The sequence below is a fragment of the Gluconobacter sp. OJB genome, assembly GCF_039638275.1.
GTDB lineage: Bacteria > Pseudomonadota > Alphaproteobacteria > Acetobacterales > Acetobacteraceae > Gluconobacter > Gluconobacter cerevisiae.
Genome location: NZ_JBDIWH010000001.1, coordinates 606,084 through 628,859, shown reverse-complemented (window position 1 = coordinate 628,859; position 22,776 = coordinate 606,084). Strand labels below are relative to the sequence as shown.

Below are 22,776 nucleotides of genomic sequence, written 5' to 3'. Positions count from 1 at the left end.
GTCCATTCAGGGTTAACGAGTGAAGGCTCTGACGAAGGCGTTTTGCTGTTTGACTTCGACGGGGAGTCTTGTGTCGGTGAGGGCTTTTCCCTGCCATCCGGCGCCGAGGGCGATGTAGAGGGCGACGGCGTTGCGGACGCGGGCGAGGCGTCCGACGACGGCCTGGTCCTGTGCGGACAGGGCGGTCTGTTCGGTCGTCAGCACGTTCAGATAACCGGTCAGACCGGCCCCGAAGAGCTTCTGGGCGCGATCACGGGCGAGGCCGGCATCGACGGAGGCCTGATTCAGCTGCTCGACCAGTTCGGCATTATGCCGCCAGTCGCCCATCGCGTCCTCGACATCCGCAAACGCCTTGAGCACCGTCTTGCGGTAGTTCAGACGGCTGCCCTCGGCCTCGGCCCGGGCCTGCGCGATCGCGGCGGTGTAGCGGCCGCCATGGATGACCGGCAGCGTTGCCATCATCATGAAGCTCCAAGCCATGCCACCTGCCTGGAACGCCTGATAGGCGGCGGACGCGTTCGGATTGAACGTGAGCGGGATCATGAATTTCGGATAGAGGTTCGAGACCGCAATGCCTACGCGCGCGGTGTCGGCGGCGTATTCGGCCTCGGCCACGCGGATATCGGGGCGGTTGGCCAGCACGATCGACGGCAGACTGTCGGGGAAGCGCGGCAGATCCGGGATCGGGCGGCGCTTTTCCAGCTCTTCCTCAAGCTGGCCCGGCATGTCGCCGACAAGGACGGCGATGGCATGCATCAGCCGCTCTTCCTGCTCGTGTAGCGGCGCCAGACGGGCGCGTTCGAGATGTTCTTCCGTCTGCGCCTGCGCCACGGCCAGCGTGTTGCCAAGACCGTGGGTGTAGAGCTTTTCGGTCAGTTCGCGCGAGCGCACGGCCACGTCGATGGCGCGTTCGGTGACGCCCAGACGCTCCTGAACCGAGCGCAGCGTCACATAATCCGTCGCCATCTCGGCCAGCAGGGCCAGAAGAACGCCGCGACGGTTCTCGATCGATTCCTCGACGATCCGCTTGCGCTCTTCCACCTGCCGGGCAATGTGCCCGAACAGATCGACTTCCCAGCTCGCCCGCGCACCATAGGTCAGGACCGAGGCTTCGGGGTGATTGGCCGGATTGCCCGGTCGCAACGGCCAGTTGTCGATATTGATCGAGTAACGGTCATCGCCGCCACCTGCGGCCACATCGAGCTGTGGATACCAGGCCGACTGCGCCTGACGGCGGACAGCGCGCTCGGCAATAATGTGCTGCGAGGCGATCTGCAGGTCGTAATTGCCCTTGATCGCCTGGTCCACCAGCTCGTTGAGCATGGGGTCATGGAATTGCGACCACCAGTCCTTCATGTCCGCCGCCGACTGCGCCAGCGCATCGGCCGTGGCGGGATGGGGCTGCTCGACGAAGGCGTCGGGCACCTTGATCCGGTCCGGCGTGAAGTTCGGCCCCACCGTACACGCCGTCAGCGACAGACAGGTACTCAGGGCAAGGATCAGGAGTTTGCGGGACATGTCAGAGGTGGTTCTGCAGCCAGGTGGTCAGACGGCCGCGCGCGCCCGGCGTTTCACGTCCGATCGTCACCGTGGCCGTCATGCCGGCCGCCAGCGTGATGTTCGGCGGCACGTTATCGAGTTCCAGACGCACCGGAATACGCTGTGCCAGACGCACCCAGGTGAAGATCGGATTGACGTCCGGCAGGCCCAGCTTGTCGGACACGCCGTTCTGATCGTTGATGCCGCGGCCGATGCTCACGACATGCGCCATGAGGATCTGTTTGTAGCCCATCAGCTTGATGCGGGCCTCGTCCCCCACATGCACGCCGTGCATCTTGGTTTCTTCGAAATAACCGTTGATCCAGAAGCTGTGTGCGTCGATCACGGCCATACCGGGCTGCCCAGCATGCGCGTAGTCGCCCACGCGCAGATTCAGGTTGGTGATGTAGCCGTCCACCGGCGAATAGACCGTGGAGCGCTGGAGGTTCAGCAGGGCGGTGTTCAACTCGGCCTTGGCTGCGTTGACCTTGGCGCGCTGGGTCTCGACATTGGAGTTGAAGTCTTCCTGCTCTTCTGCCGAGACGATGCCGCCCAGTCCCATACGACGTTTGGCGTCGGAACTGCGGAGCTTCAGGTCTTCCTCGGCACCGGCCAGACGGGCGCGGGCTGCATCGATATCAAGGCGAAAGCGCACCGGATCGAGCACGAAGAGCGGATCGCCCTTATGGACGAACTGGTTATCCACCACCGGTACGGCGACAACCGTGCCCGAGACTTCGGGAGCCGCGTCCACGACATAGACGCGCACGCGGCCGTCACGGGTCCAGGGGGCGAGGACATAGATGTCCCACATCGTCCGCCCCAGGCCGATGGCGAGCGCCAGCACCACAAGGGTCAGCAGGACACGGATTACACTGCGGGTCCAGTTCATCGCTGACCCCTCCTATACGTAAAGGATGAGCAGACAGAGAACACAGACATAGAGCGCTATTTCAAAGAGAGCGACGTGCCAAAACCACCCCAGGGCGCCCGTGCGCCACAGAATGCTTCGAAGCAGTAACGTCACAAAGACCGCCGCTACGGCATAAATGGAAAGCGGAGCAACGAAAACGCCAAACAGGTTAACTTCAGCCAGCATCAGAAACCAGCTCCAGCGTCAACCACCAGACTGCCAAACGCCACACTGTAAGACAACTCGCCCACAACGCTCCTCAATCAGACACAACGACTCCTTCATTATGCGAAGGACAGTCAGCGGATGATATGGATCAAAAACTGAACCTCCTGACGAAAATGTCAACAGGATCTGTTTTCAATTTTTATGTTGTCATATAATCTATTGATATGTCAACAGTTGAGGTGTCATTGGAAATGGCTGTCCAGTATGGTGCGTCCCTTCTTCGGGAGAGCAGTTTTCATGACATGGAGCTGACCTTTCACGTCATGCGTCTGTCGAGCCTCTGGCGCGCGCAGCTTGACCGTCTTCTGCGGCCAGAAGGCATGACACTCGCGACCATGCGGCCCATGGCCTATCTGATGGTGATGGGAAACGGGCTGAAACAGAGCGATCTGGCCTCCGTTATGGGCGTGGACAGTTCGGCACTTGTTCGGGTTCTGGATCAGTTGGGACAAGAGGGGCTGATTTCGCGGGAGCCTGATCCCCATGACCGGCGCTCCAACCTGCTGACGCTGACGAAAGCAGGGATGGCACGGTGTGGCAGGTTCCAGCAGATTGCGGCCGAACTTGAGGCCCGGCTGACCAAAGGGCTGCCCGATGATGCGGCGGAGATGCTGCGGGATCAGCTTGGCATGATGGAGAGCAGATTTTCCCTGTCCGATGTATCGTCCTGCTGAAACTGCGATCCCATATGAAAAACCTTTTCCGTCAGATGTTTTCTTTTGACCGCAGCAGCCTCCGCTGGCGGAATTTTCTTGCGACGGCAGCTTTCACGGCGCGTGTTTTCCTGTCCATCGGGATTGCGCTCTTTCTGGCGTTCATGATCCAGCTTGAATCGCCAATGAGTACGGTCACGACCGTTCTGATTGTGGCCAACCCGACCGTGGGCGCGCTGGTGTCCAAAAGTGTGTGGCGCATGACCGGAACGGTGATCGGGGCAGCACTGAGCACCGCTGTCATGGCGATGTACGTGCAGTCTGCCGTCCTGTACTTCATGGCGCTTTCGGTCTTTGTTGGACTAGCCTGCATGACGGCGACGTGCCTGCGGTATTTCAGGGCTTATGCGGCAGTTCTGGCCGGATATACGATTATCATTGTGGCCGTGCCGGCTTTCGCCCATCCCGAAAATATTTTCCTGTCGGCGATGATGCGGGTGTCGGATGTGGCGCTCGGGATCGTGGTGACGGCGGCTGTCTTCATGGTGACGTCGCCCCGGCGGCGTCAGGGGACGATGGACGCGCTGTCGAGCGTGTTTCGTGAGACCCTTCGTCATGCGCTGGTGTTTCATGAAGGACTGGTTCGTCCTGCTGAAACGCAGGAAGTTCAGAATGCAGAACCAGCCATTCCGGAAGGGGCGTTCCGGACATTACCGCAGACCCTTTACGATGGCAGGCAGCGCCTTCTGGGGCAGCTTGCGCGGCTGGGGCCCGCCATTGAATACGCGGCGACCGATAATCCGGATATTCATGCAGGGGTGAGGGGCTACAGGCTGGCAGTCAGTCGCATGACGGGGCTTGTCGCGTCCTATCATCCATATTGGCGTAACCTTGGGATCGCGAACCCGCTTTCGGCAGACGTGCATCGTGAAATCCGCGACACACTGACCCGGATCCTTGCTTTGACGGAAAGCGCAGGGTGGATCGAGCAACCGCAGAGCGTGCTCGCATGTCTGGAAGACGCTCTGGAGCGCTTGGAGAGTCTGGAGCGTTCTGTGATATCGCCAGAAGCACAGGCATCGGTCGACAATACCCGCGATATCCTGTTTCAGCTTCGGGAAATCGTGCTTGATCTGTCGAGCCCGCGTGGCGCGCATGTCCGGGTGCGGGTCGGGCTGCATGTGGAATGGATGTCCGCGATCTATAATGGATTGCGCGGAATGCTCATCGCCTTTCTGGCCTGCATGATCTGGTACATCACGTATTTCCCGACCGGTCCGATGATGATCATGTATGTGGTGGCAGCATCGAGCCTGCTGTCCACCGTACCATCGGCTGCCCGGGCCAGTGTGCCGATGGCGATCGGGACGGCGCTTTCGGTCCCGGCCTGCTGGCTGTGTCATATCATGGCACTGCCTCGCGTGGATGGGTATCCGATGCTCTGGCTGTCGATCTGTGCCTGCATGTTGCCGGGCGTGTGGCTCCAGTTTCATCCGCGCTACGGGATCGGCGCTTTTGGCTATACGGTCTTTCTGGCCATGCAGTTGATGGTGACGAACACCATGGTTGTGGATGACATCACGCTCATCAATACGTGGCTGGCCATTCTGATGGGCTGCGTGCTGCTTGTTCTGGTATTTCGGGTGATCATGCCTGCTGATCAGAGACTGTATGCGTCCCGGCTTGTGCTGTCTCTGGGGCGCAGTTTGCAAAGCCTTTCAAGTCAGCCGAATGCGAAAGTCCCCTCATGGATGGCGTGGGAAGGCGCGCAGATCCAGAAGGTCTCCAGTCTGTTGATGCGGCTGTCTCTGGTCTCTACTCCGATCGACCGGCAGGGCTATGTCGATGGGGCATTTGCCGCTTTATCCCTCGGGCGCCTGCTGATCCGCTTGAGGCGGGCTGCGGAGAAGGCGGGGTTGACGACTGCTCAGACGGAAGTCCTGAACACGGCTCTTGTGTCTTTCAGAATGCTGCGTCGGAATCCGTCCGGTACGGCGGCATCTCTGAGAGAGGCGGCCCGACTAATCGGCTCCGAGACTGGAGCTGGCATGGAGGATATGTTTCGCGTCCGTCTTGTGGCCTGTCTGGAACAGATCGCGCATATCATCGACAGCATTCCGGGATTTTTCCATGCGGATGGTCCGCTAAATTGCTGGTTTGACGAACGCGGGACTGTGAAGCTGGTAACGGCTAACCCGGCAGGGTGACGATCAGGAGGCCGTTCGGTCGCGAAGGACATCCAGAGACAGGCGGGCAGCTTCCAGAATATGCTGCTTTGTCAGTCGTCCAAGTTCGTCGCCGTCGCGCTTGCGGCAGGCCTGAAGGATCTGGAAATGTTCGGCGTCCGTTGCAGTTTTTCTGCCCGGGAGTTCCAGATGGGCGCGGATATAGCGGTCGAGGCGCGAATGGAGGTCGTGGATCATGCCGTACAGCCGCGGGCGACGGGCAGCCGCATAAATGGCACCATGAAACTCCCAGTTCAGCCGACCGGACTGGGCCATACCGTGACTGCCGCCTGTTCCGCTGACAAATGCTTCGTAGGCGTCCTCGATATGGGCCAGATCAACGCGGGTGAGGGTTGTCATGGCCAATCCTGCCGCCATGCTTTCCAGCGAAGCGCGGATGTCCGAATATTCCAGAATGTCCGCTTCGCTCATCCCCGTCACCACGGCGCCGCGATGAGGCAGAAAGGCGATCAGCCCCTCTGCTTCAAGCTGTTTGAGCGCCTCGCGGACCGGAATGGTGGAGACGCCAAAATTGCGGGCCAGTTCGGACTGACGCAGGGGCTGCGCATCGGTCAGGATGCCGTCCGTGATGGCATGGCGCAGGGCGTCCGCGATTTCGAGCGAGGCCGAGCCGCTTTTCGTATCAACAGGCGTGAAAATCGGTGCGGTATCGCTCATGAGGTCGGTTATCCGTCAGTGGGGCGGCCCTCATAGCATGATCGCAACAAACGATCATGCCCGTGGGATATTATCGGCGGGATATTATCCGATCGTCATCAGGCTGGCATTGCCGCCTGCGGCCGTCGTGTTCGTGCTGACGACCTTTTCCTGAAGCACCCATTCGGGCCGGATCGGGCTTTTCGCATCGAGCATGTAAAGCTGCACGACCATGCCCGAGCGCGACAGGGCCGCGCGGGCCTGTTCGGCCATTTGCCTCTCTTCGGGAGATGCGAGGATCGTCCGGCATCCCGCGACACGGCCGCCCTGAGTGCGACGGATATGCAAAGCGAGGGCATGCGGCAGGTCGGAGACCCAGTCCGAGGCCACGTTGGGGCCCTGAACGAAGGCCGTGTTCCCCCCACTCAGGGCAAGTCCTACGGCGCGAAGCATGGTCTCCCGGTCACTGGCGACGCACAGGACAGCACCGCGCGGCAGAAGTTGGTAGAGATTGGTCTCGCCAACGGGGCCGGGCAGTTCACGTGTGGCGCCGCACAGGCCGTGCTGCATGCTTTCCACGATCTTCTGATAAAGCGGAAAACTGCTCTGCATCAGCCAGGACAGGAACAGCCGGGCGGGCTCAGGCAGCTCCTGTTTTTCCCAACCAGTATGGGGCGGGGTGGTGCTCATCAGGCGGCGCAGGATTAGTGGACCACCGGCTTTCGGTCCTGTCCCGGACAGTTTTTCGCCGCCAAAAGGCTGGCTGCCGACAACCGCGCCAACCATATTGCGATTCACGTAAAGGTTTCCGGCTTCGATGCGGGACGTGACATGCGCCATACGGCTTTCGATCCGGGTGTGGAGGCCGAATGTCAGACCATAGCCGGACTGGTTGATGGCGTTGAGCAGGGCTTCAAAGCCGCTGGATTCAAAGCGCAGGACGTGGAGCACCGGCCCGAAAACCTCACCCTTCAGATCTGCCAGACTGTCGATTTCGATAATCGTAGGGGCGATGAATGTGCCGTTTTCTGTGCCTTCCGGCAGCGGAAGGGACCAGACGGCGCGGCCTTTCGTGCGTGCTTCGTCAATATAGGTCTGAATGCCTGAGCGGGCTTCGGCGGAGATGACGGGGCCGACATCGGTATGCAGTTCCGCGGGGTTTCCGACCCGCAGTTCTTCGACCGCACCACGCAGCATGGTCAGGACGCGATCGGCACAGTCCTCCTGCACGCACAGGACGCGCAGGGCGGAGCAACGCTGGCCCGCGCTGTCGAACGCCGAGACCAGAACATCCCCCACGACCTGTTCAGTCAGGGCGGAACTGTCCACGATCATGGCGTTCTGTCCGCCCGTTTCTGCGATGAACGGAACGGGTTGTTCGTCCGCGCCGGTACGTCCGGCCAGGGTTTTGGCGATCAGACCCGCAACGGCGGTGGAGCCGGTGAACATCACGCCAGCAATCCGGGTGTCGGCCACGAGGGCCGCACCGGTTTCGCCCGCGCCGGGAACGAGGCGGAGTGCGTTTTCCGGAACCCCTGCTTCACGCAGAAGGGCGACGGCGCGCAGGGCGATGAAGGGTGTTTCCTCGGCCGGTTTGGCAACGACTGTGTTGCCAGCCGCGAAGGCTGCCGCGACCTGTCCAAGGAAGATGGCGAGTGGGAAGTTCCATGGGCTGATACAGGCGACGACGCCGAGCGGCGAACTGTTGCCCGTCCGTGCGATGTCCTGAGCCTGTGCGGCATAATAACGCAGGAAATCCACGGCCTCGCGGACTTCGGAAAGCGCATTGGCGTAGGATTTGCCAGCTTCACGGACCAGAAGGGCGATAAGGTCTTTCTGGTGCTGCTCCAGAAGATCAGCCGCACGGTCGAGTTTTGCGCTTCGCTCGTCGGCGGAAAGGGCCGCCCATGCCGACATCTCGCTTTCTGCAAAGTCGATGGCCTTGCGGACATCGGCCTCGTTTCCGAAACGGACGGTGCCGACCCGGTCTGAATGGCTGGCGGGGTTGCGGATATCCTGCGCTTCGCCCGAACAGGATGTATCCTGCAAAGCCCGCTCGGCAGACGTACAGATGGCTTCGGCCAGAGCAGTAATGGTGTGTTCGTCGGTCAGGTCCAGTCCGCGCGAGTTGGTCCGCTCGGGTTCGAACAGGTCTTTCGGAAGGGCAATGGCCGGATGGGCGGCACCCGGTGGCTGGATGGCTTTGGCCAGTGCGACCGGGTCTTCGATCAGGCTTTCGATCGGTAGGCTCTCATCGCCGATCTGGTTGACGAACGAGGAATTTGCGCCGTTTTCCAACAGACGGCGCACCAGATAGGCCAGAAGCGTTTCATGCGAGCCGACCGGGGCATAGACGCGACATGGGCGGTTGAGCTTCTGTGGCCCAACGACTTCATTATAGAGCGTCTCACCCATGCCGTGCAGGCACTGGAACTCGTAGTCGCCACTCTGGAAGTTCAGTCCTGCCAGCGTATAGATCGTGGCCAGCGTGCGGGCGTTGTGTGTGGCGAACTGCGGGAAGACGACGTCGCGGGCGGCAAGAAGTTTTTTTGCGCAGGCGATATAACTGACATCGGTGTAGCATTTGCGCGTATAGACCGGGAAATCCGTCTGGCCTTCGACCTGCGCCTTCTTGATTTCGCTGTCCCAGTACGCCCCCTTCACCAACCGGATCATGAGGCGATGTCTGCTGCGGCGCGCGAGGTCGATCAAATAATCCAGAACCTTTGGGGCACGCCGTCCATAGGCCTGCACCACGATCCCTATGCCGTTCCAGCCGTCCAGTTCCGGGCAGTGGCACAGGTTTTCGATCAGGTCGAGCGAGAGGTCCAACCGTTCGCTTTCTTCGGCGTCGATATTGATGCCGATGTCATAGCGGCGGGCCTGAATGACGAGATCTTTGAGGGTCTGGCCCAGTTCTTCAAGGACCCGTTCACGCTGGGCGAAGGCATAGCGTGGGTGAAGAGCGGAGAGCTTGATGGAGATGCCGGCTTTTTCATAAACATTTGCACCGCGTGCGGTCTGGCCGATGACGTCGATTGCGCGTTCGTAATCGTGGCGGTAGCGCAGGGCGTCGGCTTCCGTCATCGCGGCTTCGCCCAGCATGTCATAGGAGTATTTGAAGCCGCGCTCTTCAGGTTCTGTGCTGACCTTGCGCGCGTCCTCGATGGTTTCGCCGATGACGAACTGTTCGCCCATCATGCGCATGGCGATGTCGAGCGCACGGCGGACCAGAGGCTGACCGCCCCGTCCGACGAGGCGGAACAGCGTGGCGGCAAGGCCCTCCTCGGTGTCGTTGGTCAGCTTGCCAGTCAACATCAGGCCCCATGAGGCGGCGTTTACGAAAATGGTCTTTTTGCCGCCCATGTGAGACAGCCAGTCCCCCGTGCCGATCCGGTCACGGATCAGCGCGTCGCGTGTGGCGGCATCAGGAATACGCAGGAGCGCTTCGGCCAGACACATCAGGGACACACCCTCGACGGAGGAAAGTGAAAACTCCTGCACGAGAGCCTCGACACCGCCCGGACGACGCTGGGTGCGTAAAGTACGGGTCAGGTGGCGGGCGACGTCGAACGTGTTCTGCTGTTCCGTCTCGGTCAGCGTGGCCTGCTCGATCAGGGGAAGAATACAGTCCGCTTCGGGTCTGCGCATGCCTGCTGCAATGGCCTGACGGAGGGGAGAGCGGACGGGATAGAACGGCACAACAGAAGACATGAACTCAGCCTTAGGCAGAATACTCGGTCTGAGTCCTATAATCATATACGATCATGAAGAAAATATATGAAACGGGGGTCCGGATCATTTTTATATCGTATCTGAAACCTGTCTCTCTTTTTCTCCGAACCGTTCGTGCCATGTGGGCAAGCATGTGGCGCCGGGGAGAGTGCCTGCTTCGTACACGCCACGGGCGATGGCGCGCGCCGTGACTTGCGTGGCGGCATGCAGGATTTCCGTCCATTCCTGCGGACCGGGCGCTGGCTTTGCTCGTGTTGAGACCCCGATCATGGCGTCTCCGTCCAAAGGCAGATGGGCCGGGAAAACGCCTCTCGCCACGCCATCCTGTGCGAGAATGGCAAGGCGTTTGGCCTGTGTCTTGGTGAGGGTTGCGTCTGTCGCGATCAGGCCGATCGTGGTGCCGGTGACGGAGGCCCATTTGGAGCGCAGGCGCAGGTCTTCGGACTTGAGGTGCATGGGCATGCCCAGACCACCGAATTCGTGTCCCTGTTCGAAAGGCGCGCTCCAGAAATGGGGGCCATCGCCAATCGTGGCCGTTCCGACGGCGTTTACGGCGATCAGAGCGGCGACGCGGTGTCCTGCGGGGGTTGTGGTACTGGCTGAACCGAGACCGCCGCGAAGTGTGGCAGTTGTAGCGCCTGTTCCTGCGCCCGCCGTACCCAGTTCGAAACAGCCATCACGGGCGTTTTCGGTAGCCTGATATCCCATCTCGGCATAGGGGGAGTAACGACCCCATGAAGGCTGTCCGCCAGCAGGCAGGTCATAGAGACTGGCCTGCACGACAATGGGGACGCGGATCGTGCCCGGTGGAAGGGGCGCGCTTCCGAACTGTTCCCGCAGCCACGCCTGAACTCCCGTTGTGGCATCCAGACCGTAAGTGGACCCGCCTGACAGAACGACCGCATGGATATGCTCGATCAGATTTTCGGGTTCCAGCAACGCAGTTTCCCGCAGGGCTGGAGCGCCGCCAGGAAAGCTGCCAGAGGCAGTGACCGGCCTGTCGAACAGGATGACCGTGACCCCCGTGCGCAGGCTCAGATCTTCACTATGGCCCACGCGGATTCCGGGGATGTCGGTGAGCAGGTTCAGGCTGGTCATGCGGCCTCGTCGGTCAGAAGGAATTTTCAAGCAATGCCCGCGTCTCGGGCCGGGTCGGGGCATTCAGGACGATGGAGGCTAATCCGGATTCCACGATCCGTCCCTGTTCCAGAACGGCAATATGGTGCGACATGTGCCGGATGACCGCCAGATCGTGGCTGACGAAAACATAGGTCAGTCCGTGTTTTTGTTGCAGATCCAGCAGAAGATTCAGAACGATAGCCTGTGTCGAGACGTCCAGTGCCGAGACGGCTTCATCGGCGATGATGACGGAAGGACGTGTGATCAGGGTACGGGCAATGGCAATGCGCTGTCTCTGGCCGCCCGAGAAGGCTTTGGGATAGCGGGCTGCGCTTTCGGCGGAGAGTCCGACTTCGGCAAGGGCTGCCAGAATGCGCGCTTCCCGGTCGGGTGCGGGGTTAAGAGCCTCCCCCACGATTTCACGGACCGTCTGGCGCGGGTCGAGGGCACCATAAGGGTCCTGAAAGATCATCTGGATAGCGGGACGGATCTTTTTCCGTCTGGCGCGGGAAGCTGTCGCGAGATCCTGTCCCTGATACAGGATCTTCCCTTCATCGGGAGGTACGAGGCCGCTGAGGAGACGGCAGAGCGTTGATTTTCCGCTGCCGGAAGCGCCGATGACGCCGAGCGTTTGGCCAGGCAGGATATCGAGGCTGACAGGATGCAGGATTTGTCGTCCGGAGTGACCGAACGTCACATTCCGGGCCTGAAGGATCGGGGTCATGCCGGTACCGTATAAACGGGCAGGCGGGTCAGGGGAGTATGGGCTGCGCCATGCAGAGACATGGCGAGCAGGGCCTGCGTATAGGGATGGGCTGGTGCGTCGAATATGGAGGCAGTCGGGCCCTGTTCCACGCAGATCCCATCTTTCAGGACGAGAACGTTGTCAGCATGATGGCGCACCAGCCCGAGATCGTGGGAAATCATCAGGACGGCCATGCGATGCATTGCGGTGTGTTGATGCACGAGTGCCATCACGTCTGCCCGGGTACGGGCATCGAGGGCTGTGGTGAATTCATCCGCAATCAGAAGATCGGGCCTGCAGGCCAGCGCCATGGCGAGAAGCGCGCGTTGTCTCTGCCCTCCTGAAAGCTGGTACGGATAGGAGCGTTCGCTCATACCGAATTGCAGGAGGCCGAACTGTTCCATGAGAATATGGGTTTGTGTACGGATTTCATGGCGGGTGAGCGCTGTATGAAGTCGGAGTGTATCTCCAATCTGTGCGTCGATCCTTCGCGTGGGGTTGAGCGCTGACATGGGTTCCTGAAAGACCATGCCGAGCGTTTTTCCACGGATCTGGCACCATTGAGGCTCGGTGAGCGTCAGAAGATTTTTATCGTTCAGACGAACTTCCCCTTGAGGCTGAAATCCAGATGGCAATAACCCCATGAGGCTCAGAGCCAGTGTGGATTTCCCCGAACCTGACTCGCCGATGATGGCAAGGATCTTTCCTGGCTCAAGCGTAAAAGAGAGGGCGTGAAGGATGGGTTGGAGCGGACTGTGAATGCTCAAATCCCTGACCTGAAGAAGCGGGTTCATGGTGCGCGTTCTTCTAGCGGGGCATCCAGAGCATCGCGCAATCCATCACCAGTCATGTTGAATCCTAGCACAAGCAACATGATCGTCAGGCCCGGTACGACGACCAGAAGGGGATGATCGAAAATATGGATCTGGTAGGCGGCCAGCGCCCGGCCCAGATCTGGACGCGGTGGAGGCGCGCCCAGCCCCAGATAAGACAGTCCTGCGTCGGAAAGAATAGCGAGTGCGAGCGAGGATGTCGCCTGAACCGTCAGAAGTGGCAGAATATTGGGAAGGACGTGCCGTCGCAGAATGGAAACGGGGCTACGTCCTGCGAGGCGGGAGGCCGCGATATAGTCCTGAATCAGAACAGAACGTGCGGCCTGTCGGGTGATGCGGATCTGGGCGGGAAGGCCGAACAGGGCGATGGCGAAGATTTCTCCCGTGGCCGACGCTCCGAGCGCCGTGACCAGAAGAGCGGCGATCAGAACGGGTGGAAACGCCAGTCCCAGATCGGCCAGTCCCATAATGAGTCTGGGTGGTTTCCCTGCTGCCATCAGCCCCAGTGCCGTCCCCGCGACTGTGGAGACACACACGGCCATCGCTGCGATCAGGACGCTGTTGAACGCTCCGGAAAGCACGAAGGTCAGAAGATCGCGGCCGAAGGGATCTGTTCCAAGCGGGTGTGACAGGGAGAGGGGGGCGTAGCGGTGCATGACGTTGATGGCCGGTGCATGGGCGCCGGTGAGCAGGGCTGTGACGAACGCCGGGAGCAGAACGATGCCGAGCAACGCGCTTCCTATCCAGAGTGTCGTGTTGGCGCGCGTGTTCATGGACGCTCTTCCCCAAGACGCGGGTCCAGAACGCGAACCAGTGTGGCGAGCAGAAAACCGAGGATCATGACGGCTGTGACGATCAGCATGACGAGGTTTTGCACGACCGGCAGGTCACGCTGGTTAACGGCTTCCAGCAGAAGTTTTCCGCAGCCGGGCAGGCTGAACACGCTTTCGACGATGATGCTCCCTGTTATGAGAACCGGAAGCTGAATTCCGGCCAGTGTCAGAACCGGAATCAGGGCGTTGGGCAGCGCAACGCACCACAGGACGCCAGAGCGGTTGTAGCCCTGCGCGCGAGCCGTGCGAACGAAATCCTGCGATAGGGTTTCGATCAGGGAGGAGCGCATAAAACGTGCGGTGATGGCGGCCTGCGGCACGGCGAGTGCGACAGCCGGAAGAATGAGTGCTCTCAGGCCGGTGAAAAATCCATGACCCCAACCCGGAAACCCGCTGGCTGGCAGCCAGTGCAGGGTCAGGGAGAACAGGAACGTCATCATCATTGCCAGCCAGAAATCGGGAATGGACTTCAAAAGCTGAAGCATCGCCATAAGGCCCATATCGGGCATTTTCCCTCGGTTTGCAGCGGCGGTCATGCCAAGCGGGATGCCTGCGCCGAGCGAGAGCAGCATGGCCAGCAGAATCAGGGGCAGAGTGCTTTGCAGGCGTTCGCCAATCAGGCTGCTCACGGGGACATCGTAAACGTAGCTGTGACCCAGATTTCCGCGCATCAAATCGCTGATCCAGTGCGCATATCGTGTGGTCAGGGCGGTATCCAGCCCGAGCTGATGATGCAGGGCAGCGAGGCTTTCCGGGCTTGCATCCAGTCCGAGCATGACGGAGGCCGGGTCGCCGGGCAGCAGGTTCATGGCTGCGAAAATGACAAGACTTGCAACGACCAGTAGCAGGAGCCGCTGAAAGAGCAGAAACAGGACGTTCCTTCTCATCATGGCTGCCAGAACACGCTGCCCAGTGGGCAGCCTGCGATGGGCTGATTGGTCCACAGGCCTTTAAGATGGCGATTCAGAACGGTCTCACGGGGGATCGAGAACAGGAAGACGTTTGGTTCGTCTTGTGAAAGTTGTGTCTGCATCTGCGCGGAAAGCGCATGGCGCAGAGCAGGATCGGCCGTGGCTTCGTAGCGCCCCAGAAGGTCATGAAAGACGGGACTGTGATAGTGGAAATAGACTGGTGTGCGGTCATAGATCGCGATGTCATGCGGCTCCGTATGGGCGATGACGGTCATGTCGAAGGCGCCCTGTCCGTAAATCTGGCTGAGCCATGCGGGCCATTCCACAGGCTGGAGCGTGACGTTCAGTCCGATCTGTTCCAGATAGGCGGCGATGAGTTCGCTGCTGTCGCGGGCATAGCCGATGGGTGGAAATGCCAGCGTCAGATGCAGACCAGGTGCAATCCCTGCCTCTTTCAGAAGCGCGCGGGCATGGTCGGGGTCGTAGGGATAACGGTCGGGCAGGGCGACGTAATCGGGATCATCCGGCGCCATGTGTGATTGCAGGAGCTTTGCGTCGCCCTCCGCTACAGCCTGAATCAGCGCCTTCCGGTCAATGGCCTGTGCAATGGCCTGTCTGACGCGTAGATCGTTGAACGGGCGGCGGGTATTGTTGAGGGCGAGAATGGCCTTGAAGGGAAAGCTTCCCCGGACGACCTCAAGCTGCGGATTGTTGGCAAAACGGCTCAGGATTTCTCGCGACGGGAAAGACGGATACGCATCCAGCTCTCCGGCCAGAAGCGCGTTGCTGGCCGAAAGTGGGTCGGGCATGAAGCGAAAGGTTACGGAGCGCAGGGCAGGTCTGGCGCCCCAGTATTCCGGATTGCGGGTCAGCGTCAGGTGATCGCCGCGTTGCCATTCGCCAAAAACGAAAGGCCCCGTGCCGACAGGATGGCTGATGTTCTGCGCTCCAGATGCTGGCGAAAGGATGGCCGCGTCGTTCCATGCCAACTGGTACAGGAAACTCCCATAGGGGCGCTGAAGACGGATGTGAACGTGCAGGCTGTCGGGGCAGGAAATATCGGCAATCTGGCTGAAAGTGTTCCTGTCCGGATTGGTGCTGCTTGACGCTCCTGCGCGAAGAAGGGAAAATTTCACAGTCTCGCAGGTCAGGGGCGTTCCGTCGTGAAAATGCACATTTTCATGGAGTGCGAAATCGTAGATCAGGCCGTCTGGCGAAATGTTCCAGTCCTGTGCGAGAAGCGGTTTGATGACGCCCTGTTCGTCCAGACGTACCAACCCTTCATAGATGTTGTTGTAGGTCACCATTCCGATGGCTTCACTCGAGCCGCGTGTGGGATCGAGACCCGGTGGCTCGATGGCCAGACCGATCGAAAGCGTATCCCGTGTATCAGCCGCCCGGGTAAACCCAGTAAGGCTCATCACCAGAAATGGCAGAATGGTCAGCAGGGTTTTCAATCAGGCGCTCCGCGAACTTGCAGCCTCAGGGCGCAGGGACACGGAAAATAGGGCGTTCGCGGCCTGAGTGAAAGAGGGGGCTTTCAGGGATGTGGGATTGTGCTCTCGATCCGGGAGGCAAGCTGTTCCACGAGGTCTCGCGTCAGGGCGACTTTTCCTGCATCCGTCGTTACGGAACCCTGTGCCGTGAAAGAGCCCCGGCTGCGCAGGATGGGGCGATGGGTGTCCGAGGGGACCAAAGCCCAGTCGGCCTGCAAAGAGCCCTGACCGCTGCTGTCGAGATCCAGCCGGTTGATATTGACAGCAAGCCGCAGCGCGGGGGTTTCGGCCAGTGGCTGTGTGGTCACGATATAATGGGGCCAGTCCTGACCCAGACGGGCGGCCAGAAGGTCCGTCACGCCCTGCGACAGGCGGCTCCCCCAGCGTCCGTTAGGGCTGCGGTCAAGCTGGTCGCCATGACGGGTCATGATGTCCTGATTGTCCAGATAATCCGGTAGAGCAACACGCGCGACGTTCAGGACCGGAGCCGCGGCAGGAAGGGCAGTGTTGCTGGTCTGGGCAATGGCCGGTGCGCCAAGCGTATAGAACTGCACTGGCGGGGCAGCACAGCCCGACAGCAGGGTCAGCGTCAGAAGGGCGGAAGGAGCCGCAGATCGTATCATGAGCCGTGTCACGGGGGTGGTCTCCGGAGAAATCGGGGAAAGACGGGTGGTGCGGCTCACTGCCGGCGTCCTGTGAGAAGGAGCTGCGGGTTATGTTCGACGTCTGTGGCGAATCCACGCAGGGCCGAGGCCGCCGCGGCGATATCACGCAGGCTGGCTTCGAGATTGGTCCGGTCCGCCGAGCGTGGAGAGGTCATGTTTTCCAGATTGGCGAGGCTTTTCGTGGCCTGCTGAACCGCCTCATTGCTGCTTTGGAGAACCGTTCGCAGTTCACGTCCGCGCGCATCGAGTTGCGTCGTTCCTTCATTGGCCAGACGGTCCACGCTAAGAAGCGTGCGTGTTATGGCAGGTTCGAACTCCGTTATCGCCTTGCGGGTCGCATCGACCATGTCGCGGCTGTGATCCGAGGTTTCGCGGATGCTCTGGATCAGGGCTGGCAGATCCTTGTCGAGTTTGTCTGAAAGTTGACGGACAGAGGCTAGAGTGGCGTCGGCGTTATCGCCGATCTGTTTCAGGGGCAGGTCCTGAAGGCTCTGTGTCATGGCAGCTATGGTGGACTGTTTGGTCGGGATTTCCGTGATGCGGGCGATGTCGGGATGAAAAACCGCAGGCGTTGACGGAGAGAAATCCAGATCGATTTCGGATGTGCCCGTCACGAAGCTCTTGAGATTCATCTCGCCGCGTAGCCCCTGCTTGATAAGCTCTTGCAGGTTGGGAAGATGGCGGGTGCTGTTGGTCAGGATGATGTCGTCTGGTCGCATCGTGACGTAGACCGGGATATAGGCGTCTTTTGTGGCCGGGTTGTATTCAATGACGACGCGGTCCACCGCACCCACCTGAACGCCACGGAATGTGACGGGAGAGCCCACAGCCAGACCCGACGACGCGCCGTGAAACACCAGAACGGCTTTCGTCGTTCGGGCGAAAGGATGGAAATTGCCGAACAGGACGAACGCTGCAACGAGCAGGCCTGTCCCTCCAAGGACGAAAGCACCGACAAGAGCCTGCCTGTTCATCACTTATTTCCTTCTTCGTCGCGTTCGCGGTGCATGAAGGCATGCACCTGTGGGTCCGTACAGTTGTCGCGCAGATCTCTGGGGGAGCCATGAGCGATGGGAATTTTGGTTTTGGCATCCAGAAAGATGCCGTCATCGGCGATATGGAACAGGCTCGACAGCTCATGGCTGACGATGATGATTGTTGCACCAAGGCCGTCCCGCAGGTTCAGAATCAGGTCGTCGAGGCGGGCTGATGTGATCGGATCGAGACCGGCAGAAGGTTCGTCGAAAAACAGGATGTCCGGATCGAGGGCCAGAGCACGCGCCAGACCGGCACGCTTGCGCATGCCGCCACTGATTTCTGACGGATAAAGATCAATCGCCTGCAACATGCCGACGAAACCCAGTTTGAGTTCCACAAGGCGACGGATGACGGGGGGCTTAAGGTTCGTGAACATCTGCAGAGGCAGCGCGATGTTCTCGCCGATGGTCATGGAACTCCATAACGCGCCGCTCTGGAACAGCACACCAAAGCGATGGTTCAGATCGGTGCGATGGGCGTCGCTGCCAGCCCAGTAGTTTTCATCTCCAACGTGGTATTCGCCGACAGAGGGGCGCAGGAGGCCGATCATGCTTTTGAGGAGCGTGCTTTTGCCGCAACCTGAACCGCCCATGACCGCGAAGATGCTGCCTTTGCGGACATCAAGAGAGATGTTCTTCTGAATGATCTTCGGACCGAAGGAGAGTGTAACGTCGCGCAGGGATAGGACGGTCTGGTCAGGCATGTCGGTCAGATCCCCAGAACATCGGCGATGACGGCGAAGATTGCATCAATGGCGATGACGCCCACAATTCCCACAACGACGGCGCGTGTGGCGGCAATACCGACATCTGCAGCCGAACGTCCGGCCTTGAGGCCGATCCGGCAACTTGTCAGGCCGATGAAGGCACCGAAAACGATGCTTTTGACGAAACCGAAAATGAACTGGCCGATTCCAAAGGATGTGACCGTCTGATGGAAGTAGCCTGCTGCCGTGATGTCGAGCATCGAAATGGAGACGACGAAGCCACCCAGCATCCCGATAAGACATCCGTACAGGTAGAGGAACGGCATCGTGATGATGAGGGACAGGACAGCGGGCAGGATCAGATAGGTCGAGGGTTGAATGCCAAAAACATTCAGCGCGTCGATTTCTTCGTTCCCCTGCATGGTGGAAATGCGAGCGGCATAGGCACCCCCCGTTCGCCCGGCCATGATGATGGCGGTCATGACGGCAGCCATTTCACGCACCATCGCAATTCCGACCAGACTGGCAACATAAACTCCGGCCGCGAATTTCTGGAGTTCAACGGCTCCGACAAAGGCCAGAATTGCACCAATCAGGAAATTGACGATGCCCACAATCAGCAGGGCATAGGGGCCGGCATCGCTGGTGTTGGCCAGAAGATCGCTCAGGCGCATCCGGCTTCGGCCGAGGATGGTCTGAACGGCCCCTTTTGCTGTCAGTGCCGCAAGCTCGGACACCACGCCCACTTCCGTCATTGAGGCGATGGAACTGCGCCCGACGGCTTCGAGAAGAGGGGGGCGGGGTGACTTGTGGTGGACCGGATCGTCGGGGGCTTCCGGCAGAAGCTCCAGAAGCTGGCGCATCGGGCCGGGCAGTGTCTGCATATCGAGACTGATGCCGGCGTCATGAGCGACGCGTTTGAGATCCCACAGGAAAGCGATCAGCCCTGTGTCCCACGCCTGAATGCCGGAAGTTTCGAAAGACAGATGCCCTTCTGGAGTTTTGGGCAGCCCTTCTTTTGGAAAGACCGGAATTGTGCCGGTTCTGGCTTGCCATATTCCACTCAGCACCATCACAGTGGCGTTCTGTTCACCTTCAAGACGCCATTGCGGGGCATTTTCGGGTGCATTGGAACTCGGTCCTGTATTGGTCTTGTCTGTCATGGACTCTGCATTTCCGGTCCTGACATTTCCTGATTCTATAAAAGAACGGAAAGGCTGGCTGGAGGTAACATTTGAAAAAAAATCGATGGTTGCTGACGGGCGAAACGGCAAGATAAGGCATACGGCTATCTTGAAGGAGCACCTTATCGATTGCAGGGGAAAGATCAATACTCCCGTTAAGTCGAAACCGTTAAGTGTATTTTTTTGGATTATTTCTATGTTTTGAGTGAAGTGAAACCTGCATGCTGTCAGGACATTTCTGATAGAATCAGACGTTCACGATTTGGAATGTTAAAACCTGTATGGCCAGCAAGCTTTCCCTGATTGTTCCCTTTTACAATGAAGAGGCCGCTATCGGTCACTTTGTGAAGAGTATCCTTCCTGTTATCGACGGTATTCCTGAGACGGATTGGGAAATTGTTTGTGTAGATGATGGAAGCAGTGACGGCACCTTGCGGGAACTGGTCAGATTTTCGGAAACTGACCGGCGGTTCCGGGTTCTTGAATTGTCGCGAAATTTTGGGAAAGAAGCTGCGTTGACAGCCGGGCTTGATGCGGCGACGGGGGGTGCCGTTGTCATCATTGATGCCGACCTTCAGGACCCGCCCGAAGTTATCCCTCAAATGGTGCAGGCCTGGCGGGAGGGGGCAGAAGTCGTTTTAGGTAAGCGAATTGACCGGTCCAGCGATAGTATACTCAAACGCAAAACTGCATCGTGGTTTTACGCTTTGCATAATCGACTCGCCCATATCCGGATTCCCGAAAATGTGGGGGATTTCCGTCTGATGGACCGGTGTGTGGTCGAAGCTTTGGGCAGGCTTCCCGAACGTCAGCGCTTTATGAAGGGCCTGTTTGCCTGGGTTGGTTTCCGGACGGTCACCATCGATTACGTCCGTGCGCCCAGAGCTGCAGGAATAACGAAATTCTCGGGTTATTCGTTATGGAATTTTGCCCTTGAAGGTTTCACCAGCTTTTCTTCGGTTCCCATTCGGCTGTGGACTTATCTGGGCACAATCGGTGCTTTTCTCGCCATTCTTTACGCAATTTTCATCGTGTTCCGTACGATATTCTGGGGCAATTCCGTGCCAGGATATGCGTCACTGTTCGTGGCAATCATCTTTTTCAGCAGTGTTCAGATCATCAGTATCGGAATGCTTGGGGAATATATCGGCCGCATCTACATGGAGACGAAGCAGCGGCCGATCTATGTTCTGCGCCGGAAATACTAAACAGGCATACCGGGCGTGACCATGCCCGGTTTTCCAAAGCTTTCAATCCATTTTGGTGACTTTGAGGCTGAGGAGCGCGATTCCGAGAAGGCGCGGGTCCTGTCCGATCTGAACCGGATTGCTGATCTGTAGTTTCAGGCTTGTAGCCTGTATGTCTGAAGGGAGGGAGAACGCAGTTTGGTAATCGGCATCTTCGGGTTTTACGTCCCACTCGGCAATCTGCGTGCCGTTCAAGAGAACCCGGACGTGTTGGGGAGTGCCGGGCGTGGAGTGCATCCGCATTACGAGACCTGCCTTGCGGACGTCGGTGGGTAAATTAAAATAAAGACTGGCTTCAGGCGCCTCGCTCCATACGCCCCAGTCTTCGGGGTTGGACCATCCACTTTCGAGAATTTCGTTATGTTTGAGTTGCCGACCGGCCGTAACAATCTCCTGATCGATCGGTAGGACAGGGGGCGGTGGCGGGGAGGATAGACCTGCCGGAAGCGGCACATCGGCTGCGACGCAGAACATGGCTTTGTCCCTGACGCCGCATTGTGCGTGTTGCAGGCTGTTCCAGCGCAGGGCCTGAAGGCGCTGCGAGGCGCCGGTCAGGATTATAAGAGTCTGCCGATCCAAGGGGTGAGGCTGTTCTGCTGAAGGCAGGCAGGCAGATTCTGACGTCGTTCTGGCCGTGTACATCGTATTAACCGGCGCATTCTTTAGCGCGGCAACATACAAAAATTGCATGACATAAGGCGAGTCAACGCCATCGCATTCCAGACGCGGGTGGATTTCGATCCTGTCGAAAGGCTGCATCAGCGAAACAAGCTGTCTGCTTTCGGTTGACGGGGGCGCAAGAAGGTCGAGCTCAGTTTGATGAACGCTGAAGCGGATGTCGCGAGTGTCCTGCCACTGAAGTGCTATTCCTGCCAGTAGCACGAGAGGCCATATCCGGGGCCATGCCCGGCAAAGACCGTAAATACCCCCGAGCATTATCAGATAGGCAACCGGCCAGAACATTCGTCCTGAAGACCGCATCTGTTCTGCGCCTGGAACCCTGAAGTGTGTCAGTAAAACCGGAACGTGCAAAAAGTAGATGCGGTTTGACGCTGCGATGAGCGTCAGCGCCAGACAGGCCAGAAGCAGGCCAGCATGCTGTTTCGGAAGTTGTGTGAGAAGCTTAATACCTCGACGGCTCAGCAGGAGCATTCCAAGGACCAGCAATACGCCAGCGCCAAGATATTGATATCCTTCATACTGGCCGCCCGTTGCTTCTACGAGACTGGAGGAAACGGAAGGAAAAAGACTGGAGTGAACTGGCCAGAACGGAGAGGCGAGGTTCATGGAGTAGAACCCGTAGCCGCCGCCGCTCGCGCCGCCCCAGTATCCCAAGACTGAGCCTATGACGACAATGCCCACTCCAGACGTCGCTGTGGCGATCATAGCTGGCGCGCAGGTTTTCCAGTTTCTGTCTCGCAGCAGGAGCGTCAGAGGGGCAGCGCCGAGAATAGCACCAGTCATGACCATTAGATAAGGGTGGACCAGAAGCGTCAAAGTATTTATGAGCGTCAGCAGCCAGACGGGTCCAGAACCTGAACCGGGTCGAGTAGCTCTGAAATAGAGACCAATCGCGAGCAGTAAAATCCACTGTCCACAAAGGGCAGCATGCCCAATCCTGAAGATGAAAGTTGGAAAACAGGCAGCGAAAACAGCGGCTGCCAGTGCCGGGATTAATCGTTTTTCGCCTAAAGACCGCAGCGCAAAAACCGCACAGACTGGTTGTAGTGTCCAGCATAGGGCGAGATAGAGAACAATCCCCTGAAGCATGTTCGGAAAGACTGGATGAGCGATTTTCAGAAGGAGCGCTTCCAGAGGAATACTGTCCGTCAGGGCAATATTGGTGCCCGAAGGAACATCCAGTTTCTGGTCCAGTAGAAGTGGCCAGTGCCATCCTTGGCGCAGAAAATAGATCTGCCCAATGATGTGCTGGGCGAAATCTCCTGAAGCATAACTCGGCAGTTTTCCACGGATCAACGCTAATGGAAAGCATTGCAGCGCCTGAAAAAGACCAAACATTAATGACAGCGTGTAAACTGCAAACCTGTT

19 protein-coding genes are annotated in these 22,776 nt (G+C 59.0%); 3 read left to right on the top strand and 16 right to left on the bottom strand.

Features of this window, described 5'->3' with window-relative positions; genetic code table 11:
• Positions 1-12: 12 nt before the first annotated feature.
• Genes ABDK74_RS02865 through ABDK74_RS02855 form a run of 3 tightly spaced genes read right to left on the bottom strand, consistent with a single transcriptional unit; the run spans position 13 to position 2,638 of the window.
• On the bottom strand, positions 13-1,518 hold the full coding sequence (locus ABDK74_RS02865) for an efflux transporter outer membrane subunit (protein ID WP_346002628.1): 1,506 nt from the start codon (positions 1,516-1,518) through the stop codon (positions 13-15).
• A gap of 1 nt (position 1,519) precedes the next feature.
• Positions 1,520-2,431 (bottom strand): HlyD family secretion protein, encoded by a 912-nt coding sequence (locus ABDK74_RS02860; protein WP_194256261.1) that lies wholly within the window; start codon positions 2,429-2,431, stop codon positions 1,520-1,522.
• 12 nt (positions 2,432-2,443) lie between these two features.
• Complete coding sequence (locus tag ABDK74_RS02855) at positions 2,444-2,638, bottom strand: DUF1656 domain-containing protein (RefSeq protein ID WP_062499659.1); 195 nt, start codon at positions 2,636-2,638, stop codon at positions 2,444-2,446.
• Positions 2,639-2,871: 233 nt separating this feature from the next.
• On the opposite strand from ABDK74_RS02855, the gene ABDK74_RS02850 reads away from it, so the two are divergent.
• Positions 2,872-3,354: a MarR family transcriptional regulator gene (locus ABDK74_RS02850; RefSeq protein WP_346002627.1), complete on the top strand. Its 483-nt coding sequence runs from the start codon at positions 2,872-2,874 to the stop codon at positions 3,352-3,354.
• A 14-nt stretch (positions 3,355-3,368) separates the two neighbouring features.
• Positions 3,369-5,540, top strand: coding sequence for an FUSC family protein (locus ABDK74_RS02845; protein WP_346002626.1), 2,172 nt, complete (start codon positions 3,369-3,371; stop codon positions 5,538-5,540).
• Positions 5,541-5,543: 3 nt separating this feature from the next.
• Here ABDK74_RS02845 and ABDK74_RS02840 read toward each other — a convergent pair whose 3' ends face one another.
• The 12 genes from ABDK74_RS02840 to ABDK74_RS02785 all read right to left on the bottom strand — a co-directional run bounded on the left by ABDK74_RS02840 (position 5,544) and on the right by ABDK74_RS02785 (position 19,459).
• The gene (locus tag ABDK74_RS02840; protein WP_346002625.1) at positions 5,544-6,236 is read right to left on the bottom strand and encodes a GntR family transcriptional regulator; all 693 of its coding nucleotides are present in this window, start codon (positions 6,234-6,236) and stop codon (positions 5,544-5,546) included.
• Between the two features lie 84 nt (positions 6,237-6,320).
• A complete protein-coding gene (gene putA, locus ABDK74_RS02835) occupies positions 6,321-9,929 on the bottom strand; it encodes a bifunctional proline dehydrogenase/L-glutamate gamma-semialdehyde dehydrogenase PutA (protein WP_408874457.1) in 3,609 nt (1,202 codons plus the stop codon).
• Between the two features lie 90 nt (positions 9,930-10,019).
• Positions 10,020-11,048 (bottom strand): P1 family peptidase, encoded by a 1,029-nt coding sequence (locus ABDK74_RS02830; RefSeq protein ID WP_346002623.1) that lies wholly within the window; start codon positions 11,046-11,048, stop codon positions 10,020-10,022.
• A gap of 13 nt (positions 11,049-11,061) precedes the next feature.
• Positions 11,062-11,793, bottom strand: coding sequence for an ATP-binding cassette domain-containing protein (locus ABDK74_RS02825; RefSeq protein ID WP_346002622.1), 732 nt, complete (start codon positions 11,791-11,793; stop codon positions 11,062-11,064).
• Positions 11,790-12,608, bottom strand: a complete 819-nt coding sequence (locus ABDK74_RS02820; protein WP_346002621.1) for an ABC transporter ATP-binding protein — start codon at positions 12,606-12,608, stop codon at positions 11,790-11,792. Before ABDK74_RS02820 ends, ABDK74_RS02825 begins: the two co-directional genes overlap by 4 nt.
• Positions 12,605-13,420, bottom strand: a complete 816-nt coding sequence (locus ABDK74_RS02815; RefSeq protein ID WP_346002620.1) for an ABC transporter permease — start codon at positions 13,418-13,420, stop codon at positions 12,605-12,607. Before ABDK74_RS02815 ends, ABDK74_RS02820 begins: the two co-directional genes overlap by 4 nt.
• Complete coding sequence (locus tag ABDK74_RS02810) at positions 13,417-14,370, bottom strand: ABC transporter permease (protein WP_346002619.1); 954 nt, start codon at positions 14,368-14,370, stop codon at positions 13,417-13,419. Before ABDK74_RS02810 ends, ABDK74_RS02815 begins: the two co-directional genes overlap by 4 nt.
• Positions 14,367-15,848 (bottom strand): ABC transporter substrate-binding protein, encoded by a 1,482-nt coding sequence (locus tag ABDK74_RS02805; protein WP_346002618.1) that lies wholly within the window; start codon positions 15,846-15,848, stop codon positions 14,367-14,369. The genes ABDK74_RS02810 and ABDK74_RS02805 overlap by 4 nt, the downstream gene beginning before the upstream one ends.
• Before the next feature lie 83 nt (positions 15,849-15,931).
• A complete protein-coding gene (locus ABDK74_RS02800; protein WP_346002617.1) occupies positions 15,932-16,570 on the bottom strand; it encodes a PqiC family protein in 639 nt (212 codons plus the stop codon).
• Complete coding sequence (locus tag ABDK74_RS02795) at positions 16,567-17,526, bottom strand: MlaD family protein (protein ID WP_194256022.1); 960 nt, start codon at positions 17,524-17,526, stop codon at positions 16,567-16,569. The genes ABDK74_RS02800 and ABDK74_RS02795 overlap by 4 nt, the downstream gene beginning before the upstream one ends.
• Positions 17,526-18,293, bottom strand: coding sequence for an ATP-binding cassette domain-containing protein (locus tag ABDK74_RS02790; RefSeq protein WP_346002616.1), 768 nt, complete (start codon positions 18,291-18,293; stop codon positions 17,526-17,528). Before ABDK74_RS02790 ends, ABDK74_RS02795 begins: the two co-directional genes overlap by 1 nt.
• A 5-nt stretch (positions 18,294-18,298) precedes the next feature.
• Positions 18,299-19,459, bottom strand: coding sequence for an ABC transporter permease (locus tag ABDK74_RS02785; protein ID WP_346002615.1), 1,161 nt, complete (start codon positions 19,457-19,459; stop codon positions 18,299-18,301).
• Between the two features lie 302 nt (positions 19,460-19,761).
• Here ABDK74_RS02785 and ABDK74_RS02780 point away from each other — a divergent pair, with 302 nt between their 5' ends.
• Positions 19,762-20,688 carry a glycosyltransferase family 2 protein gene (locus tag ABDK74_RS02780; protein WP_346002614.1) on the top strand — a complete coding sequence of 309 codons (927 nt, stop codon included), beginning with the start codon at positions 19,762-19,764 and terminating at the stop codon, positions 20,686-20,688.
• Between the two features lie 42 nt (positions 20,689-20,730).
• On the opposite strand, the gene ABDK74_RS02775 is transcribed toward ABDK74_RS02780, so the two are convergent.
• Positions 20,731-22,746, bottom strand: a complete 2,016-nt coding sequence (locus ABDK74_RS02775) for a DUF6311 domain-containing protein (RefSeq protein WP_346002613.1) — start codon at positions 22,744-22,746, stop codon at positions 20,731-20,733.
• Positions 22,747-22,776: the final 30 nt, after the last annotated feature.

Coding starts and splice junctions, on each gene's coding strand:
- ABDK74_RS02790 (WP_346002616.1), bottom strand. CDS start 18,293: ATGCCTGACCAGACCGTCCTATCCCTGCGCGACGTTACACTCTCCTTC.
- ABDK74_RS02840 (WP_346002625.1), bottom strand. CDS start 6,236: ATGAGCGATACCGCACCGATTTTCACGCCTGTTGATACGAAAAGCGGC.
- ABDK74_RS02860 (WP_194256261.1), bottom strand. CDS start 2,431: ATGAACTGGACCCGCAGTGTAATCCGTGTCCTGCTGACCCTTGTGGTG.
- ABDK74_RS02780 (WP_346002614.1), top strand. CDS start 19,762: ATGGCCAGCAAGCTTTCCCTGATTGTTCCCTTTTACAATGAAGAGGCC.
- ABDK74_RS02855 (WP_062499659.1), bottom strand. CDS start 2,638: ATGCTGGCTGAAGTTAACCTGTTTGGCGTTTTCGTTGCTCCGCTTTCC.
- ABDK74_RS02775 (WP_346002613.1), bottom strand. CDS start 22,746: ATGTTTGGTCTTTTTCAGGCGCTGCAATGCTTTCCATTAGCGTTGATC.
- ABDK74_RS02810 (WP_346002619.1), bottom strand. CDS start 14,370: ATGATGAGAAGGAACGTCCTGTTTCTGCTCTTTCAGCGGCTCCTGCTA.
- ABDK74_RS02850 (WP_346002627.1), top strand. CDS start 2,872: ATGGCTGTCCAGTATGGTGCGTCCCTTCTTCGGGAGAGCAGTTTTCAT.
- ABDK74_RS02865 (WP_346002628.1), bottom strand. CDS start 1,518: ATGTCCCGCAAACTCCTGATCCTTGCCCTGAGTACCTGTCTGTCGCTG.
- ABDK74_RS02815 (WP_346002620.1), bottom strand. CDS start 13,420: ATGAACACGCGCGCCAACACGACACTCTGGATAGGAAGCGCGTTGCTC.
- putA (WP_408874457.1), bottom strand. CDS start 9,929: ATGTCTTCTGTTGTGCCGTTCTATCCCGTCCGCTCTCCCCTCCGTCAG.
- ABDK74_RS02795 (WP_194256022.1), bottom strand. CDS start 17,526: ATGAACAGGCAGGCTCTTGTCGGTGCTTTCGTCCTTGGAGGGACAGGC.
- ABDK74_RS02830 (WP_346002623.1), bottom strand. CDS start 11,048: ATGACCAGCCTGAACCTGCTCACCGACATCCCCGGAATCCGCGTGGGC.
- ABDK74_RS02785 (WP_346002615.1), bottom strand. CDS start 19,459: ATGACAGACAAGACCAATACAGGACCGAGTTCCAATGCACCCGAAAAT.
- ABDK74_RS02820 (WP_346002621.1), bottom strand. CDS start 12,608: ATGAACCCGCTTCTTCAGGTCAGGGATTTGAGCATTCACAGTCCGCTC.
- ABDK74_RS02845 (WP_346002626.1), top strand. CDS start 3,369: ATGAAAAACCTTTTCCGTCAGATGTTTTCTTTTGACCGCAGCAGCCTC.
- ABDK74_RS02825 (WP_346002622.1), bottom strand. CDS start 11,793: ATGACCCCGATCCTTCAGGCCCGGAATGTGACGTTCGGTCACTCCGGA.